Annotated in this window: 11 protein-coding genes; 2 read left to right on the plus strand and 9 right to left on the minus strand. The window is 73.8% G+C overall.

Going from position 1 to position 13,848, the window contains the following annotated elements; genetic code table 11:
- Positions 1–25: 25 nt before the first annotated feature.
- The 5 genes from EDF32_RS11695 to EDF32_RS11715 all read right to left on the minus strand — a co-directional run bounded on the left by EDF32_RS11695 (position 26) and on the right by EDF32_RS11715 (position 6,231).
- On the minus strand, positions 26–832 hold the full coding sequence (locus EDF32_RS11695; protein ID WP_123308702.1) for a hydroxypyruvate isomerase family protein: 807 nt from the start codon (positions 830–832) through the stop codon (positions 26–28).
- A gap of 236 nt (positions 833–1,068) precedes the next feature.
- Positions 1,069–1,890: a bifunctional allantoicase/(S)-ureidoglycine aminohydrolase gene (locus EDF32_RS11700; RefSeq protein WP_123308703.1), complete on the minus strand. Its 822-nt coding sequence runs from the start codon at positions 1,888–1,890 to the stop codon at positions 1,069–1,071.
- Entirely contained in the window at positions 1,887–3,218 is a 1,332-nt protein-coding gene (locus EDF32_RS11705; RefSeq protein ID WP_123308704.1) for an aldolase, read from the minus strand. The genes EDF32_RS11700 and EDF32_RS11705 overlap by 4 nt, the downstream gene beginning before the upstream one ends.
- Positions 3,215–4,816 carry a malate synthase A gene (gene aceB, locus EDF32_RS11710; RefSeq protein ID WP_123308705.1) on the minus strand — a complete coding sequence of 534 codons (1,602 nt, stop codon included), beginning with the start codon at positions 4,814–4,816 and terminating at the stop codon, positions 3,215–3,217. The genes EDF32_RS11705 and aceB overlap by 4 nt, the downstream gene beginning before the upstream one ends.
- Positions 4,813–6,231 (minus strand): NAD-dependent malic enzyme, encoded by a 1,419-nt coding sequence (locus EDF32_RS11715; protein ID WP_123308706.1) that lies wholly within the window; start codon positions 6,229–6,231, stop codon positions 4,813–4,815. The genes aceB and EDF32_RS11715 overlap by 4 nt, the downstream gene beginning before the upstream one ends.
- A 204-nt stretch (positions 6,232–6,435) precedes the next feature.
- Between EDF32_RS11715 and EDF32_RS11720 the strand changes: the two genes are divergently transcribed.
- Entirely contained in the window at positions 6,436–7,191 is a 756-nt protein-coding gene (locus EDF32_RS11720; RefSeq protein ID WP_123308707.1) for an IclR family transcriptional regulator, read from the plus strand.
- The gene (locus EDF32_RS11725) at positions 7,188–7,943 is read left to right on the plus strand and encodes an SDR family oxidoreductase (RefSeq protein ID WP_123308708.1); all 756 of its coding nucleotides are present in this window, start codon (positions 7,188–7,190) and stop codon (positions 7,941–7,943) included. The genes EDF32_RS11720 and EDF32_RS11725 overlap by 4 nt, the downstream gene beginning before the upstream one ends.
- Positions 7,944–7,991: 48 nt before the next feature.
- Here EDF32_RS11725 and EDF32_RS11730 read toward each other — a convergent pair whose 3' ends face one another.
- The 4 genes from EDF32_RS11730 to EDF32_RS11745 form a co-directional block, all read right to left on the minus strand.
- Positions 7,992–9,404 carry a UDP-glucose/GDP-mannose dehydrogenase family protein gene (locus tag EDF32_RS11730; protein WP_123308709.1) on the minus strand — a complete coding sequence of 471 codons (1,413 nt, stop codon included), beginning with the start codon at positions 9,402–9,404 and terminating at the stop codon, positions 7,992–7,994.
- Positions 9,405–9,494: 90 nt separating this feature from the next.
- On the minus strand, positions 9,495–11,363 hold the full coding sequence (locus EDF32_RS11735; protein WP_123308710.1) for a glycoside hydrolase family 26 protein: 1,869 nt from the start codon (positions 11,361–11,363) through the stop codon (positions 9,495–9,497).
- The gene (locus EDF32_RS11740; protein ID WP_123308711.1) at positions 11,356–12,954 is read right to left on the minus strand and encodes a glycosyltransferase; all 1,599 of its coding nucleotides are present in this window, start codon (positions 12,952–12,954) and stop codon (positions 11,356–11,358) included. Before EDF32_RS11740 ends, EDF32_RS11735 begins: the two co-directional genes overlap by 8 nt.
- Positions 12,955–13,259: 305 nt before the next feature.
- Positions 13,260–13,583, minus strand: a complete 324-nt coding sequence (locus EDF32_RS11745; protein ID WP_123308712.1) for a YtxH domain-containing protein — start codon at positions 13,581–13,583, stop codon at positions 13,260–13,262.
- Positions 13,584–13,848 lie beyond the last annotated feature (265 nt).

Below are 13,848 nucleotides of genomic sequence, written 5' to 3' on the forward strand. Positions count from 1 at the left end.
CGTGGGGGTGCGGGGTGCGCCGGCGTCAGGACCGGTCCGCGGCGGGCAGCCAGGCGAACGGGTCGGCCGCGGTGGACTTGTACTCGAGCCCGACGACGCCGTCGTACCCGAGCTCGGCGCTGCGGGCGATCCAGCGCTCGAGCGGCAGGTCGCCGGTGCCCGGCTCGCCGCGGCCCGGGGCGTCGGCGACCTGGACGTGCCCGAAGTCTGCGGCGTGCTGCTCGATCACGGCGTCCACGTCGTCGCCGTTGACGGCGAGGTGGTAGAAGTCGGCGAGCAGGCGCAGGTTCTCCCCGGCACCCGCGGCGCGCACGCGGTCGATCACGCCGAGCGCGTCGCCGGAGGTCAGGAGCGGGTACCGGGGGGCGCCGGAGACGGGCTCGAGGAGGACGGTCCCGCCGATGCGGGCGACGGCCTCGGCGGCCAGCGCGAGGTTCTCCGCGCCGACCTCGTCCTGCTCCTGCGGGCTGGAGCCGTCGTCGCGGTTGCCGTAGAGCGCGTTGAAGGCGCGGCAGCCCAGGCGCTCGCCGATGCCGACGACGACGTCGATGTTGTCGCGGAAGCGCGCGCTCGTCGCCGGGGAGGAGAGCAGCCCGCGGTCCCCCGCCGGCATGTCGCCGGCGTCGAAGTTCAGGCCGGTGAGCTGGACCCCGGCGTCGGTGATCGCCCGCTCGAAGCGGGTGACCTCGGCGTCGGAGGGCACGGACCCGGCGAACGGCCACCAGAGCTCGACCTGGGTGAACCCGGCGGCGCGCGCCGCGGCGGGACGCTCCAGCAGCGGCAGGTCCGTCAGCAGGATCGAGCAGTTCACGGTGTAGGACGTCGAGGGCATCGTCGCTCCTTGGGTCGGTTCGCTGTGCTCCACTTGCGGCAATTCCGTTTCGTGGAAGTTCTCTTCTGTTCTGCGAAAAGCCTAGGTCGGATGTCGGCGGGAGTCAACACGTGGGGGAGACGCGGCGCCGCCGGGCGGCGGGTCCCGGGACGACGACGTGCCGCCCCCGCCCGGTCGGGGCGAGGACGGCACGAGGGTCCGCACAGCAGCATCCGGGCAGCGAGCCCGGCCGGCCGTCAGCGGCGGGTGAGCCGCACCTGCCGGTTGACGTCCTTGTACAGCAGGTAGCGGAACCGGCCGGGCCCGCCCGCGTAGCAGGCCTGCGGGCAGAAGGCCCGCAGCCACATGAAGTCGCCCGCCTCGACCTCGACCCAGTCGTCGTTGAGCCGGTACACGGCCGTGCCCTCGAGCACGTAGATGCCGTGCTCCATGATGTGCGTCTCGGCGAACGGGATCTTGCCGCCCGGCTCGAAGCTCACGATGTTCACGTGCATGTCGTGCGCCAGGTCGTCCGGGTCGGCGAAGCGCTGGGTCTTCCAGGCCCCGTTCGTCCCCACCATCTCCTTGCCCTCGACCTCCGCGTCGCTCGTGACGAACGCCGCCGGCGTGTCGTAGCCCTCGACCGGCTCGTACTCCTTGCGGACCCACTGGAACGCCGCGGGCACGTCGCCGTCGTTGCGCAGCGCCCATGCGGCGCCCGCGGGCACGTAGACGTAGGCGCCCGGCTCCAGGTGGTGCTCTGCGCCCTCCAGCGTCAGCTCCAGCGTCCCCGACAGCAGGAACACGACCGACTGGACCGCCACCTCGGGCTCGGGCCGCTCGCTGCCGCCCCCCGGGGAGACCTCGACGACGTACTGCGCGAACGTCGTCGCGAACCCCTCGACGGGCCGGGCGAGCACCCAGGTGCGGGTGCGGTCCCAGCCGGGCAGGTTGCTCGTGACGATGTCGCGCAGCACGCCCTTGGGGATGACCGTGTAGGCCTCCTTGACGACGGCCCGGTCCGTGAGGAGCTCGGTCTGGCCCGGCAGCCCGCCGGTCGGTGCGTAGTAGGTGCTCACTGGTTCGCTCCTTGCTGGGTGGGGACGGTGGTGGCCGACGGCGTGAGGCCTGCCCGCGCCGGGAAGGCCAGCTCGCGCAGCGCGGGGACGTCGAGGCCGGCGTCACGCTCGACCTCGCCCGCGTCGACGGCGCCGCACGCGACGCCGCGCGCGACGAAGCGCGCCAGCGCCCGCGCCGTCGCGGGCTCGTCCATCACGCCGCCGGCGACCTGGTGGGTGTAGTCGTGCAGCCGCCGCGCCGCGGCCGCGAACCCGGAGCGGTAGAACGCGTAGGTCGCCGCGAACCGGGTCGGCAGCTGGGCGGGGTGCAGGTCCCAGCCCTGGTAGTACCCGTGGCGCAGGGAGCGCGCGACCAGGCGGGCGTGCAGCGCCCAGGCCGCGCGGACGTCGTCGGGCTCCCCCACCGGGACCACGTTGGTGGACCCGTCGGAGAGGTTCACGCCGGTCCCCGCGACCGCGACCTGCATGACGAGCTTGGCGTGGTCGGCCGCCGGGTGCTCCATCGACTGGTGCTCGGCCGCGATCTGCAGCGAGGCGGAGTAGTCGTAGGTGCCGTAGTGCAGCGCCGAGACCCGGCCGGGCGCACGGTGCAGCACACGGGCCACGGGCACCGTGCCGTCCGCCGCGAGGATCAGCTGCGGCGTCTCCATCTGCACCTCGAAGCGCAGGCGCCCCGGGGTCAGGGCGTGGCGCGCCTCGAGCGTCTCGCAGACGCTGATCATCGCGTCGACCTGGTCCACCGTGGTGACCTTCGGCAGGGTCAGCACCAGCCCGTCGGGCAGCCCGTCCGGGCCGCCCCGGGCGAGGAGCCCGCCGAGGAACAGGTCGAGGGTGCGCAGGCCGCGCCGGCGCGTCGGGGCCTCGAAGCACTTGAAGCGGATCCCGACGAACGGCGGCGCGACGCCGTCGCGCACGGCCGCGGCCACCTGCTCCGCGGCCGCCCGCACGTCGCGGTCCTCGGCCTCGTCGCCGCGGTCGCCGTACCCGTCCTCGAAGTCCAGGCGCAGGTCCTCGATCGGCTCGGCCGCGAGCTTCGCCGCGACGCGCGGCGCGACCTGCTCGACCAGGGCGGGCTCGAGCCCCGCGACGGCGCACACAGCCTCGAGCCCGCCGGCCCGGTCGACGGCGTCGCGGGCGACGTCCGCCCACTCCCCCGGCAGGCCCGGCGTGAACCGGTCCCCCGGCACGTACACCGTGTGCACGGGCTGACGCGCCGCGCTGTCGCCCGGGTAGGCGGTCTCCAGCAGGCGGTCCGTGCCCGCCAGGGACGCGTCGACCGCGTCGAGGTCGGCGCCGGTGAGCACCCCGGACGTGGCAGGGGCGCTCACCGCTGCTCGAGCAGGTCGTAGGCCGGCAGGGTGAGGAAGTCGACGTACTCCTCGGCGGTGCAGAGCTCGTCGACGAGCCGGGCGGCCGGCGCGTAGTACGCCTCGAAGTCCGCTGCCGAGACCTCCCCGCGCAGCCGCTCGACCTCCTCGCCGAGGAGCCCGCGGACCAGCGCCACGTCGGCGGTGCGGCCGGTGTCGGCGAGGGTGACCGCGCCGTGCACCTGCTGCCAGACCTGCGAGCGCGAGATCTCCGCCGTCGCCGCGTCCTCCATGAGGTTGTGGATCGCGACGGCGCCGTTGCCCGAGAGCCAGACGGCCGTGTAGGCGACGGCCACGTACAGGTTGCCGCGCAGGCCGGCCTCGGTCACCTCGCCGGTGGCCGACGACACGTCGAGCAGCTCGGCGGCCGTGACCTCGACCTCGGGACGCTGCCGGTCGAGCTGGTTGGGGCGATCGCCGAGGACGTCGTCGAAGACCTCCTGGCACGTGCCCACCAGGTCGGGGTGGGCGACCCAGGAGCCGTCGAAGCCGTCGGCCGCCTCGCGCCGCTTGTCGGCCCGGACCTTCTCGAAGGCCTGCGCCGTGACCTCCGGCTCGCGCCGGTTGGGGATCACCGCGGCCATGCCGCCCATCGCGAAGGCCCCGCGGGCGTGGCACGTCTTGACGAGCAGCTCGGTGTAGGCGCGCATGAACGGCGCGGTCATGGTGATGCTGCCGCGGTCCGGGAGCACGAATTCGCGCCCCGCGTCGCGGAAGTACTTGACGATGCTGAACAGGTAGTCCCAGCGCCCGGCGTTCAGGCCCGACGCGTGCTCGCGCAGCTCGTAGAGGATCTCGTCCATCTCGAACGCCGCCGGGATGGTCTCGATGAGCACCGTGGCCCGGACCGTGCCCCGCGGGATGCCGAGGGCGTCCTGGGCGTGCACGAACACGTCGTTCCACAGCCGCGTCTCGAGGTGTGACTCCGTCTTCGGCAGGTAGTAGAACGGGCCCTGGCCGGTCTGCGCGAGCAGCGCGGCGTTGTGGAAGAAGTGCAGGCCGAAGTCGACGAGCGCGCCGACGGCGGGCGAGCCGTCGACGCTCACGTTCGCCTCCGGCAGGTGCCACCCGCGCGGGCGCACGACCGGCACGGCGAGCGGGGCGTCGTCGCGCAGCGCGTACTGCTTGCCCTCGGCCGAGGTGAACGCGAGCGTGCCGCGGGCCGCCTCGAAGAGGTTCACCTGGGACTCGACGACGTTGCGCCACGTCGGTGCGCTCGCGTCCTCCAGGTCCGCGAGCCAGACCTTCGCCCCGGAGTTGAGGGCGTTGATCGCCATCTTGGCGGGGACGACGGGGCCCGTCATCTCGACGCGGCGGTCCTGCAGCGCGGCGGGCGCGGGAGCGACCGTCCAGTCGCCGGCCCGGACGTCCGCGGTCTCGGGCAGGAAGTCGAGCCCGGCGCCCGCGGCGACCTGGTGGCGCCGCACCGCGCGGGCGGCGAGCAGCTCGTCGCGGCGGCCGGCGAACGCGGCGTGCAGGTCCGCGAGGAAGTCGAGCGCCTCGGGGGTCAGGATCGTCTCGGCGCCGCGCACGTCGCTCGGGGTGTGGGTCAGGGTCATGACTGCTCCTTCGGGGACTCGGCGGCGGACTTGGCCTCCTCGACGACGCGCACGATCGCCGCGGCGACGTCGGGGGCGACCTGCGCGTCGAACACGCTGGGGATGATGAAGCTCGGGTTCAGCTCGTCGGGCGCCACGCGGTCCGCGATGGCCTCCGCGGCGGCGACCAGCATCTCCGGGGTGATGTCCGAGACGCCGGCGTCGAGCAGCCCCCGGAAGATTCCGGGGAACGCGAGCACGTTGTTGATCTGGTTCGGGAAGTCGCTGCGCCCGGTCGCGACCACGGCGGCGTGCTTGGCCGCCAGCAGCGGGTCGACCTCCGGGGTCGGGTTCGCCATGGCGAAGACGATCGCGCCGGGGGCCATCGACGCGATGTGCTCCTCGCCGAGGATGTTCGGCCCGCTGACCCCGATGAAGACGTCCGCGCCCACGAGCGCCTCGTGCAGCGACCCGGTGAACCCCTCCGGGTTCGTCGACGCCGCGAGCTCGTTGCGGTGCGGGTCGTCGTAGACCTCGGTGGTCGTCAGCGCACCGGTGCGGTCGCACGCGACGATGTTCTTCGCGCCCTGGATCTGCAGCAGGCTGATGATCGCGTTGCCCGCCGCGCCGACCCCGGAGACGACGATCTTGACGTCCTCGAGGCTCTTGTCCACGACGCGCAGGGCGTTCGTGATGCCCGCGAGCGTGACGATCGCGGTGCCGTGCTGGTCGTCGTGGAAGACGGGGATGTCGAGCTCGTCGCGCAGGCGGCGCTCGATCTCGAAGCAGCGCGGCGCCGCGATGTCCTCGAGGTTCACCCCGCCGTAGCCGGGCGCGAGCGCCTTGACGATCGAGATGATCTCCTCGGTGTCCTGGGTGTCCAGCGCGACCGGCCACGCGTCGACGTCGGCGAACTGCTTGAACAGGACGGCCTTGCCCTCCATCACCGGCATCGCGGCGGCCGGGCCGATGTTGCCGAGGCCGAGGACCGCGCTGCCGTCGGTGACCACGGCGATGGTGTTGCGCTTGATGGTCAGGCGGCGCGCGTTCGACGGGTCCTCGGCGATCGCCAGGCACACGCGGGCGACGCCCGGGGTGTAGGCGCGTGAGAGGTCGTCGCGGTTGCGGATGCGGGCCTTGGGGCGGACCTCGAGCTTGCCGCCGAGGTGCATGAGGAACGTCCGGTCGCTGACCGCGCGTACCGAGGCGCCGTCGATCGCCTCGATCGCGGCGCGGATCCGCTCGGCGTGCTCGGGGCCCGACGTGTCGCACGTCAGGTCGACGGTGATCGTGTCGTGGCGCGACTCGACGACGTCGAGCGCCGTGATGGCGGCCTTCGCGCCGGCCGCGGCCTGCGCGAGCTCGCTGGTGGTGCTGAAGCTCGAGCGTGCGTCGATGCGCAGCGTGATCGAGTTGCCCGGACTGTTGGTGCTCATGCGGTGGCTCCCGTCCTCCTCGTCGAGACCCGGGACGCGTGACCACGTCCGCGGCTGACTTCTTTCCGTATCTCGGATACTATGTTCTGCGTAGCGGAATGGCAACCAGGCATCCATGCCCGGCGGCCGGCACGTCCCCGTGCGCTACCTTGTGCGGGCGACGTCTCTCGCATCATGGAAACAACGACGGAAAGGCCCTTCGCGATGGCGACGAAGAACCCGGGCGGCGTCCAGTCGGTGGAGCGGGTGTTCGAGATCCTCGAGCTCATCACCGACGCCGGCGGCGAGGTCACCCTGAGCGAGCTCGCGACCTCCACGGCGCTGCCCCTGCCCACGATCCATCGTCTCCTGCGCACGCTGGTGTCGCTCGGCTACGCCCGCCAGCTCCCCAGCCGCCGGTACTCGCTCGGGCCCCGGCTGATCCGCATCGGCGAGCAGGCGAACCGCCAGCTCGGCAACATCGCGCTGCCCGAGCTCCGCCGCCTGGTCACGGACCTGGGCGAGTCGGCCAACATGGCCACGCTCGACGGCGACCAGGTCGTCTACGTCGCCCAGGCGCCGTCCCCGCACTCGATGCGCATGTTCACGGAGGTGGGTCGCCGCGCGAACCTGCACAACACCGGCGTGGGCAAGGCGCTCATGGCCGACCTGGCGGACGACGAGGTCCGCGCCATCGTCGCGCGCACCGGCATGGTGACCCCGACGCCGTTCAGCATCGGCACGGTCGACGCGCTGCTGGACGAGCTCGCCACGATCCGCGAGCGCGGCTACTCGATCGACGAGCAGGAGCAGGAGGTCGGCGTGCGCTGCTTCGCCATGGCCGTTCCGGGAACGCCCGTTCCTACGGCGGTCTCCGTCTCCGGCCCGGTGTCCCGCGTCGACGACGCGTTCGGCGAGCGCGCGGTGCCGCTGCTGCGCCGCGCAGGCGCGGCCATCGCCGGCGAGCTGGTCGTCGGGTGAGCGACGCACCCGCGCGCGTCGCCGTCGTCACGGGCGCCGGCACCGGGATCGGCCGCGCGACCGCCCGGGCCCTGCTCGACGCGGGCTTCCGCGTCGCGCTCGCGGGACGGCGCGAGCATCCGCTGGTCGAGGCCGCGGCCGGCGACCCGGCCGCGCTCGTCGTCCCCGCGGACGTGTCCGCGCCCGACGACGTCGCGCGCCTCTTCGACACGGTCCTCGCCAGCTGGGGCCGGGTGGACGTCCTGGTCAACAACGCGGGGACGTTCGGCCCGGCGGGGAGCGTCGACGAGATCGACCCCGAGCAGTTCGCCGCGACGCTCGCGGTGAACGTCACGGGCACGATGCTGTGCACCGCCGCGGCCTTCCGCATCATGCGCGCGCAGCAGCCGCAGGGCGGCCGCATCGTCAACAACGGCTCGGTCTCCGCGCGCGTCCCGCGCCCGCAGTCCGTCGCCTACACGACGAGCAAGCACGCCCTGACCGGGCTGACCCGCTCGACCGAGCTCGACGGTCGCCCCTACCGCATCACCTGCGGGCAGATCGACATCGGCAACGTCGCCACCGAGATCACCCGCACGATCGGCACGGGCTCGGGGGCGCTGCAGCCCGACGGCACGCGTCGCGCCGAGCCGACCTTCGACGTCCGCGTCGCGGCCGAGGCGATCTGCGCCATGGCGAGCCTGCCCCTGGACGTCAGCGTCGGGCACGTCGAGCTGACCGCGGCGGGCATGCCGCTGGCGGGACGCGGCTGACGCGGCCCGGCCGGTCGGGGCCGGCCGGGCCGCTGGGCCGGGGCGGCGTCAGGCCGCGGCCCGGCCGAGCCCCGTGAACTCCCACCCGGCGGCGCGCCAGGTCACCGGGTCGAGCCTGCCCCGCGCGTCGATGATCCGCGGCGTCGCGGTCCGGGACGCGAGCTCCGCCGGGTCGGACCGGAGGAAGTCGTCCCACTCCGTCAGCACGAGCACGACGTCCGCGTCCTCCACGCACTCGTCCACCGACGTCGCGTAGGCGAGCGTCGGGTAGGTGCGCCGCGCGGGGTCCCCCGCGACGGGGTCGTACACCGAGACCTGGGCGCCGCGCAGGTGCAGCGCCGCGGCCACGTTGAGCGCCGGGGAGTCGCGCACGTCGTCCGTCCGGGGCTTGAAGGCGGCACCGAGGACGGCGACGCGTCGGTTGAGCACGGACCCGCCGCAGGCCTCGAGCGCCATCGCGATGACGCGCTCGCGCTGGGCCATGTTGATCTCGTCGACCTCCTGCATGAGGCTGGCCGCCCGGTCCGCGCCGAGCTCGCGCGCCCGGTGCATGAGGGCGCGGATGTCCTTGGGCAGGCAGCCGCCGCCGAACCCGAGCCCCGCGTCGAGGAACTGGCGCCCGATCCGCGTGTCGTGGCCGAGGGCGTCCGCGAGCACCGTGACGTCGGCCCCCGCCTTGTCGCAGACGCCCGCGATCGCGTTGATGAAGGAGATCTTCGTGGCGAGGAACGCGTTCGCGCTGACCTTGACCAGCTCGGCCGTGGGCAGGTCCGCGGCCACGAACGGGGTGCCCTCGGAGAGCGGTTGCGCATATACCCGGCGCAGGAGCTGCTCGGCCGGCTGGCTCGCTCCCCCGACCACGATGCGGTCGGGGTGCAGCGTGTCGTGCACGGCCTTCCCCTCCCGCAGGAACTCGGGGTTCCAGACCAGCTCGACGTCCAGCCCCGGGCGCACGAGCGGCTGGATCATCCCGCGCAGGCGCGCGGCCGTGCCGACGGGCACGGTCGACTTGCCGACGATCAGCGCGTCGTGCGTCAGGTGCTGCGCGACGCCCGAGACCGCCGCCTCGACGTACCGCAGGTCCGCCGCGTGGCTCGTCCTGCGCTGCGGGGTGCCCACGCACACGAAGTGCACGTCGGCCCAGCCTGCTGCCCGGGAGAGGTCGGCGGTGAACGTCAGCCGCCCGGACTCGAGCTGCTCGGCGAGGAGCTCGTCCAGCCCCGGCTCGTAGAACGGGACCTTGCCGAGCGCCAGCGCGTCGACCTTGGACCGGTCGGTGTCGACCCCCATCACCTCGAATCCCAGGGTCGACATCGCGACGGCGTGCGTGGCGCCGAGGTACCCGGTGCCGATGACGCTGATGCGCGGGGCCTTCTCCCGCGCCGCCCGCGACCGTGCGGCGCGGGGTCGGGGCGCCCGGGCCCCCGTCGTCGTGGGGGCGGTGCTCTCCTGCGTGCTCATGGTTCCTCCCGGTGCTCGGTGGGACAGGGGCTGGGTGGGACGGGGGCCCGGTGGGACAGGGCCCGGTGTGGTCGGGCCGACCGGGGACGGTCAGGGCTTCGGCAGGTCGCCGAACCCGGAGTCGGGAAGGGTGATCCCGGTGCGGAACGCGGCGAGCGAGTCGCTGCGCGACCCGATCCGCCAGTCGTTCGTGAGCCGTTCGCCCCCGACGTAGGTGGTGATCGCGAGGTTGAACCAGACGAAGCCGATGACGTCGTCGTTGCGCGGGTCGCGCAGCCCCCCGAAGAAGTTCTTCACGAAGTCCGGCTTGAACCCGCCGCTCTCCGACGCGCCGACCTCGGCGAGGATGATCGGCTTGTGGGCGATCTGCCGGAGCTGGCCGAGCGTGTCGCCGTAGGTGTAGGAGAAGGTCGGCGTGTACCCGCTGCGGTACGGCGGGCGGCTGTAGCCCGAGAGGCCCAGCCAGTCGACGTACGCGTCGCCGGGGTAGAGCGAGCGGGTGAAGGCGAGGGACTTCGACCCGCCCCAGAGGTTGTTGACGATGTTCGGCGCCCAGATCCAGATGACGTACTCGTTGGCGCCCTCCTCCTCGAAGATGTCGTGCACGTGGCGCCAGACCTTCGCGTAGTCGCCGGGGCGGTTCCCGTTGACGGACCCGCCGCCCCAGCCCTGCTCGGACCAGGGGTACCAGCTGCCGTTCATCTCGTGGTTGAGCCGGATCCCCAGCGGCAGGCCGGTCGCGGCGACGTCCTTGGCGTACTTGTGCAGGTAGTCGTCGAACGCGCCCGACAGGACGCGGGGCATGGAGTACTCCGGTGCGGTGGACTCGTTGTTGCCCGCCGTCAGCGCCGTCATCTCCCAGGTCATCACGGGCAGCTTGCCGCGCGCCCACGCCCGCTGCGGTCCCTCGGGCCGGAAGTCGCGGTCCCAGCCCTGGAAGTAGCCGACGATCGTCGTGTCCCGCTGCGCCTGCTCCTCGTACATGTCGTACGTGGACCAGGACCACGGGGCCTGCTCCGTGTAGAAGCCGAACAGCCGGTCCTTCGGGTGGAGCAGCTGGCCGCGCGTCGGCGCCTCGATCGTCGCCGGGGTCTCGTCCGTGTCCCGGTCGGCGAGCTCCTGCTTGAGCTTCGCCTCGCGCTCGCGGACCGCCGCGAGCTGGAACGCGGTCTCCTTCTGCGCCGCCTTCGCGCTGCCCGCGCGGCCCCATGCACGCTCGGTCTCCGCGCGCGCCCGCTCCGCCTGCGCCCGGGCGCCCGTGGCCTGCGCCTGGGCGTGGTCGCGGTCCGCCTTGGCCTTCGCCGCGCGGCGCGCCGCGGCCTCCGCGTCCGCGCGGGCGTGGTCGCGGTCCGCCTTCGCGGCCGACGACGCCTGGGTCGCCGTCGCGGCCCGGCGGTCCGCGTCCGCCGCGGCGCGCAGCCCCTGCGCCCCGGCGCCCGCGGCGGCCGACTGCGCCCCGGCGACCGTGGCCTCCGCGACGCCCGCACGGACGCGTGCCTGCGCGGCCTCCTCGGCACGCGCCTGCGCCGAGCCCCGCTCCTGCGCGGCGGACCTCTCCGCCGCGCCCTTCGCGGCCCAGGCCCCGGCGAGCTGCGTCTGCGCGGCCCTGTCCTTCTTCTGCCGTGCGGCGACGCGCTCCTGCTCGGCGACCGCCCGCTCCTCGGCGGCCTTCTTCTGGCCGCTGACCATGCCCTGCTCGCGCTCCGTGGCGGCCTTGGCCTCGATCCGGCGCTGCTCCGACTCCTGGCCGAGCCGGTCGACCTCCTTGCGCAGCGCGGCGTTCTCCGCCGCCAGGCGCGCTTCCGCCTTCGTCGCGGGTGCTGCCGGGGAGTCGCCCTGCGGCGAGGCCCAGACGACCGCGCTGACCGTGAGGAGGGCGACGACCAGGACCAGCGTGGCGATGCGCGCCGCCAGGGGCGAGAGCCCGGCGGTCCGGGCGATCTTCGACGGGTCAGACATACAGCAGCGCCTCCAGGCCGAAGATCACGGCGCCGATCCCGTACGGGACGGCGGCCAGCAGGTTCGGTCGGCGCCGCCCGGCGCGCCGTCGGGTGCGCGCGGCCGCGTCCGCCGGCGCCGCAGGCGCGGCGGCGAGCGCCGCGGTGAGGAGCTCGACCCCCTGGGCCCCGTCGTCGTCGGCCGCGACCTGCGCCGGCGAGGGCGTACCGCTCGCGGGGCCGCCCGCCGGCGGGAGCGTCGCCCCGGCGTCGTCGTCCGCGCGTGCGGCGACCGGGCGGTCGACGACGTCCAGCGGCGCCCCGCTCGGCCCGATCTCCGCGAGCTCCGCGGCCAGGTCGTCCGTCTCGCGCGTGTAGGCGCCCGCGCGGGTCCCCCAGCCGGCCACGTGCGCCATGCGGAAGAAGCCGAGCAGGCGGACCGGCATGAGGAACAGCGTCGAGACGATGATGAAGACCGGCAGCCGGAAGACGTCGGACGGCTTCTCGCGCAGGTGCCGCACCTGCCGGACGGCCATCGACAGCACCGACGAGACGACCATGAGCGCGAGCACCAGGACGACGCCGGAGTACCCCACGCTCTCCGCGAGGATCGCCTCGTACAGGTTCGCCCCCGTGCCGCTGACGCCGCGGTAGACCCAGCCCAGGATCGTGCCGAAGAGCAGGAACGGCAGGAGGATGTCGGCGACGAAGAACAGGGCCAGGACGGGCGCGTGCGCCACCATCCAGGGCAGCATGCGCAGGGTGTTGTACTGGCTGCCCCGGGCCCACCGCAGCTGCTGCTTGTAGAGCTTCTTCACCTGCAGCGGTGCGTCGGTGTAGACGAGGCTCGTGCTCTGGTAGACGGTCTGGTAGCCCTCCTTGAGGGTCAGGTTCGTCAGCGTGCGGTCGTCGGAGACCTCGAGGAAGATCCCGAGGAACCGCTCGGTCATGAACTTGTCCATGACCCGCACGAGGATGTTGCGCCGGAAGGCGATCGTGCGCCCCGGCAGGCACCCGACCTGGCCCACGGACGACTGGGCCGGCATCGAGTACAGGCCGCGCGTGTTCTCCAGCCAGTCCGCCCAGCGCGTGATCCAGCTCCGCTCGGGCTCGAGGATGCGCTGGCGCGTCGTGACCCCGCCGACGGAGTCCCGGGCGAACGGCTTGAGCAGCTCGGCGAGGGCGTCGGGCGTCCAGATCGTGTCGGAGTCGACCAGCACGGTGATGTCCCCGGTGGACATGAGCGTGCCGACCTTCACGGCGTTGCGCTTGCCCGGGACCGGCGTGTGCGTCCATCGCACGGCGGGCGCGAGCTCCTCGCACACCCGCTCGAGCACCGGGTTGCGCGCGCCGTTGATCACCACGATCACCTCGTGGGGGCGTTGCGCGACGATGCGGCCGAGGACCTCGCGGAAGAGGTCCTCGGGCTCGTCGACCACGGGGACGACGACGCTGGCCGTCGTGCTGTACGGCGCGGTGACGGGCCGGTAGCGCCGCGACAGCAGCACCTTCAGGGCCCACAGCGCCCAGATGATCGTGGAGAAGGCGGCGAAGAGATAGATCTCGCTCTGCACGTCGAGCATGTGCCGGAGCTGGAGGATGAAGATGAACATGCGACCCCGCAGAGGGCTGGTGCCCCGGTCCGCAGGCCGGGGACGGTCCGGTCGAGCCGCATCGGCGCCGTGGGACGCCGACGGTTGCGAGGCGTGCTCGGACCGGGGGCCGCGTCGTCACGACTGCCTGTCACACCCTCGCGACGACTGCTGCGTGCCGGCCGGTGCTGCGTGGTGCGTAGAACGTGGCCGCGCTCCCACGCTAGGTGCCACGGGGGTGCATGGGAACGGCGGGGGCCACAGTTCACACAGGTTTTACCCAGCCGCCACGGACGCGGCGGCGGCTGGCGGGTCCGCGGGGGCGGTCAGACGCTGTGCTCGCCCTGGCCCGACGCGGCGGTCCCGCCGGTGGACGGGGAGTCGTGGCCGAGCGCGCTGCCCGCCTTGTCCTTGACGGCCTGCGCCGCCTTGGTGCCCTGCTCCTTGGCGACGTCGGCCAGCTTGGAGCCCTGCTCCTTGGCGACGTCCGACGCCTTGTCCTGGGCGGTGGTGACGGCGGACTGCACCTGGTCCGAGTGCCAGAGCTCGCCGGCCTTGGTCCGGATCTGCTCGTAGCGCTGGCGGCCGGCGCGCGAGCCCAGCACGTAGCCGACCCCCAGGCCGACGAGGAGGGTGATCTTCGAGTTCATGGCGGGCTCCCGGGGTCGACGACGTTTAGCCGAACGTAGTCGCGGCCACCCCCGCTCGCACGCGAGGGGCGGTGGGGCGGGGCCCCCCCCCGCGCCCCCCCCCCCCCCCCCCCCCCCCAACCCCCCCCCCCCCCCCCCCCCCCCCCCGGGGCCCCCCCCCCCCCCCCCCCCCGGGGGCGGGGGCCCCCCCCCCCCCCCCCCCGCGCGCCCCCCCCCCCCCCCCGAGCCCCCGCGCGCCCCCCCCCCCCCCCCCCCCCCCACCCGG

The organism is Cellulomonas sp. PhB143 (assembly GCF_003752595.1).
Taxonomy (GTDB): Bacteria; Actinomycetota; Actinomycetes; order Actinomycetales; family Cellulomonadaceae; genus Paraoerskovia.

Coding starts and splice junctions, on each gene's coding strand:
- EDF32_RS11695 (WP_123308702.1), bottom strand. CDS start 832: ATGCCCTCGACGTCCTACACCGTGAACTGCTCGATCCTGCTGACGGAC.
- aceB (WP_123308705.1), bottom strand. CDS start 4,816: ATGACCCTGACCCACACCCCGAGCGACGTGCGCGGCGCCGAGACGATC.
- EDF32_RS11715 (WP_123308706.1), bottom strand. CDS start 6,231: ATGAGCACCAACAGTCCGGGCAACTCGATCACGCTGCGCATCGACGCA.
- EDF32_RS11720 (WP_123308707.1), top strand. CDS start 6,436: ATGGCGACGAAGAACCCGGGCGGCGTCCAGTCGGTGGAGCGGGTGTTC.
- EDF32_RS11730 (WP_123308709.1), bottom strand. CDS start 9,404: ATGAGCACGCAGGAGAGCACCGCCCCCACGACGACGGGGGCCCGGGCG.
- EDF32_RS11735 (WP_123308710.1), bottom strand. CDS start 11,363: ATGTCTGACCCGTCGAAGATCGCCCGGACCGCCGGGCTCTCGCCCCTG.
- EDF32_RS11740 (WP_123308711.1), bottom strand. CDS start 12,954: ATGTTCATCTTCATCCTCCAGCTCCGGCACATGCTCGACGTGCAGAGC.
- EDF32_RS11745 (WP_123308712.1), bottom strand. CDS start 13,583: ATGAACTCGAAGATCACCCTCCTCGTCGGCCTGGGGGTCGGCTACGTG.